This window comes from Deinococcus murrayi DSM 11303, assembly GCF_000482805.1.
Taxonomy (GTDB): Bacteria; Deinococcota; Deinococci; order Deinococcales; family Deinococcaceae; genus Deinococcus; species Deinococcus murrayi.
In genome coordinates this window covers 1-3402 of the sequence record NZ_AXWT01000050.1, presented here as the reverse complement: position 1 = coordinate 3402, position 3402 = coordinate 1, and the positions used below count along the sequence as shown (strand labels likewise).

The following is a 3402-nucleotide window of genomic DNA, read 5'->3' as shown; positions in this document are numbered from 1 at the left end:
CAAGCCCAACCGTGGGGCTGCACGCGCGTTTCCCGACTTTCTCGCCACTTTTGACCCCTAGAGAGCTCGTCCTTATTTGACAACCCCTCTTTGAACGGCCAAGCGCACACTCCAAGATGGGAGGAGCGGGAACACTTCGCGTTTGTCCCGACCCGGCTAGAGCGGGGGTCGCCGCTACCCGCCAGGGCCGCTCCATCCTGTAGGGCCAAAGCGTGGCCGTGGACCTGTGCCTTACCCCTGACCGTGCCGCCGGAGTTCCTGGAGTTCCCGGTGGTGGAGTAAGCTCCCCCCATGACCCTTGCCGAGGCCCGCGCCGCCCTCCGCGCCGCCCGCCGGGTGGCCGTCCTGACGGGGGCGGGCGTTAGCGCCGAGAGCGGCATTCCCACCTTCCGCGACGCGCTCAGCGGCCACTGGGCACGCTTTCGCCCCGAAGACCTCGCCAGCCCGGACGCCTACCGCCGCGACCCGGAGATGGTCTGGCAGTGGTACGCGGGCCGTTACCGGGACGTGAGCCGGGCGCAGCCGAACGGGGCGCACCACCTTCTCGCCCGGTTGGAGCGGGAAAAGGGCGAGGGCTTTTTTCTGGCCACCCAGAACGTGGATGGCCTGCACGTGCGGGCGGGCAGCGAGCGGCTGGTCGAGCTGCACGGCAACCTGGGCACCGCCCGTTGCGAGGTCTGCGGGGCGGTCGCGCCCCTGCCCGACCCGGAAACGTTCACGCCGCCGCCAACTTGCCCGGTGTGCAGTTCCCGAATGCGCCCCAACGTCGTTTGGTTCGGGGAGTTCCTGCCGCAAGGGGCGCTGGAGGCCGCCGCCCAAGCCTTCGGGGAGGCCGACGTCGCCCTCGTCATCGGCACCAGCGGCCAGGTCTACCCGGCGGCGGGCCTCGCCCTGGAGACGCGGCGGGCGGGCGGCACAGTGATTGAGGTCAACCCCGACGAGACGGACCTCACGCCCCACATGAGTTGCAGCGTGCGGGACGTAGCCTCGCGGGGCCTGGCCGCGCTCATGGCGGAGCGCTGACCGCCTCCCCCCAACCGGGACGCGGGTCACACCCCCCTCCCCCCGGCGCTTGTTAAACTCCCCTGTTTGACCGGGGCCATGACGTGTCCCGCACAGGGGGATGACGTGACCGCAGCCGAAGCCATGCAACCGACCGAGGTGTTTCCCGCACCTATCAAGTCCGTGGAACCGGGCAGCCCCGCCGAGCGGGCGGGCGTGCGCCCCGGCGACCTGCTCATTCGGGTGAACGGCGAATCCGTGACCGACGTGCTCGCCTACCGCCACCGCCTCGCGCAGGGGCGGGCCACCCTGGAGGTCAGCCGTCCGGTCGAGCGGCCCCCTGTTCTGTCGGGTGTCCTTGGCGTGGCGCAAGACCACCACCGTCTCGAATACGACCCGCAGGCTCCCACCTTCACCTTCGACGTGGAGTGGGAAGACCCCGGCCTGGAGTTCGAGGAAGTGCTCTTTGACGGCATCAAGAAGTGCGCGAACAAGTGCGACTTCTGCTACGTGCACCAGATGCCGCGGGGCTTTCGCAAGAGCCTGTACATCATGGACGACGATTACCGCCTGTCTTTTCTGTACGGCTCCTTTGTTACGCTCACCAACCTGACGGAAGGGGACATCCGCCGCATCCTCGACGAGAACCTCTCGCCGCTGTACGTGTCGGTGCACACCGCCAATCAGGAGCTGCGGCAAGACCTGATGAAGTGGTGGAAGCTCAAGGTCAAAGACCCCCAGGCCGTGCAGATTCGCACCATGATTGAGCGGCTCGAACCCATCGACCTCTATACCCAGATTGTGCTTGTGCCGGGCCGCAACGACCGCGAACACCTCGACGAGACGATTGAGTACCTGGCGAGCCGCCCCAACGTGATTTCGGCGGCGGTCGTGCCCATCGGCCTGACTGGGCACCGCCGTAACCTCCCCGACGTGCGGACCTTTACGCGGGAGGAAGCGCAGGACACGCTGGCCCGCCTCAGCCGCTGGCGCAAGCAGTTCCTGCGCGAGCGCGGCACCCGCTTCGTCTTCCCCTCCGACGAGCTGTACCTCCTCGCCGGAGAGCCGCTCCCCAGCGAGGAGGAATACGAGGGCTTCCCCATGCTGGAAAACGGGGTGGGCATGATTCGGGACTTCCTGACAGAAGGCCTGCCAGAGCTGCCCGCCGCCCTGCCCGCGCCGAAGCGGGTGATTTTGGGGACGGGCCTGCTCTTTGCCGAGTCGCTCGACCGCGCCGTCGAGCCGCTGCGCCAGATTGAGGGCCTCGATATCGAGGTCCGGGCGGTCGAAAACAAGACCTTTGGCCGCGTGACCACCGTGGCGGGCCTGCTGACGGGCCGCTGCTTTCGCCACGCGGTGACCCCCGGCGAGGCCGACCTCCTCATCGTCCCGCCGACCACCCTGCGCTACGGCACCGAGCTGATGCTGGACGACACCAGCCTGACCGAGCTGCGGGCCGAGTTCCGCATGGACGTGCGGCCCGGCGGGGCCACCTTGGGCGAACTCGCCCGCGTCATCCTCGATGGCGTGGCGTCGAGCGGCCACCAGTGGGGCATGAGCGCCCACGCGGTCAAGGAAAGCCGCGGGCAGGCCTAGGCGTTCGCCTGCCCTATCCTCGGAGCATGACCCCGAATCCCGCCGAACACTACGCCCGCAGCTTCCGCATGCACCGGGGGGCTTTGCTCGACCTCTACGCCGAGCTGCCGCAGGAGCATGGCTCCTTCGCCGCGTGGGAGGGCGGCCTGAGCTTTATCGGGCAGGCCGACCACCTTGCGGCGAGCAGCCTGATGCTGCTGGGCATGGTGGCGGGCGAGGCCCCCCAGCGCCCCGCCCCCGGCCCCGGCAGCGCCAACCTCGCCGAAGCCCGTGAGCGTCTGCGCCAGACCACCGAGCAAGTGGCCGGGGCATTGGCCGCCCTGAGCGAAGAGGACCTCGCCCGCCGCGTGCCCGCCTTCGGGGGCCGCGAGCTGCCCGTCGCGGCGCTGCTCGACCTGCTCCTCGGCCACGAGGCCCACCACAAGGGCCAGGTCTGGGTGATGGCCCGCATGGTGGGCGTCAAGCCGCCGATGTACGTGAAGCTGGGTTGATAACCATTCCGGTTGAACAGCTCTGGAAGAACTGGAACCCCGATTGGAAGGAGACTGGAAGGAGAAGGAAAGGCGGTGACGGGGAGGGGCTGGAACAGCTTCTCCGGAACCCTTAAGAGGCCCGCCCTCTACCTGCCGCGCCAATATTCCGGCGTCTCGGTCGCGGGAAGCAGGCGCACCCGCTCTTGCCCAGGCTTTTATCTCAACTCGGTCGAGGACTGAGGAGACGGAGGGCAGCCAGGGGGTTGAGGCGGAGCTGGCGAACCAGTGCGGTGACGTGACGCGTCTGTGAGGACAGCAGGGCCAGGACCAC

General features: G+C 68.5%; 3 protein-coding genes. All 3 read left to right on the top strand.

All coding sequences use genetic code 11. From position 1 onward, the window contains the following. Positions 1 to 291: 291 nt before the first annotated feature. The 3 genes from H565_RS0108990 to H565_RS0108980 all read left to right on the top strand — a co-directional run bounded on the left by H565_RS0108990 (position 292) and on the right by H565_RS0108980 (position 3089). Positions 292 to 1023 carry an SIR2 family NAD-dependent protein deacylase gene (locus H565_RS0108990; protein WP_027460734.1) on the top strand — a complete coding sequence of 244 codons (732 nt, stop codon included), beginning with the start codon at positions 292 to 294 and terminating at the stop codon, positions 1021 to 1023. A 123-nt stretch (positions 1024 to 1146) separates the two neighbouring features. Then, positions 1147 to 2598, top strand: coding sequence for a DUF512 domain-containing protein (locus H565_RS0108985; protein ID WP_425387401.1), 1452 nt, complete (start codon positions 1147 to 1149; stop codon positions 2596 to 2598). A 26-nt stretch (positions 2599 to 2624) separates the two neighbouring features. Beyond that, positions 2625 to 3089 carry a DinB family protein gene (locus H565_RS0108980; RefSeq protein WP_027460732.1) on the top strand — a complete coding sequence of 155 codons (465 nt, stop codon included), beginning with the start codon at positions 2625 to 2627 and terminating at the stop codon, positions 3087 to 3089. Positions 3090 to 3402: the final 313 nt, after the last annotated feature.

Bases quoted from the DNA above. Each gene is read 5' to 3' on its own strand.
- H565_RS0108985 (WP_425387401.1), top strand. From the start codon at position 1,147: ATGCAACCGACCGAGGTGTTTCCCGCACCTATCAAGTCCGTGGAACCG.
- H565_RS0108990 (WP_027460734.1), top strand. From the start codon at position 292: ATGACCCTTGCCGAGGCCCGCGCCGCCCTCCGCGCCGCCCGCCGGGTG.
- H565_RS0108980 (WP_027460732.1), top strand. From the start codon at position 2,625: ATGACCCCGAATCCCGCCGAACACTACGCCCGCAGCTTCCGCATGCAC.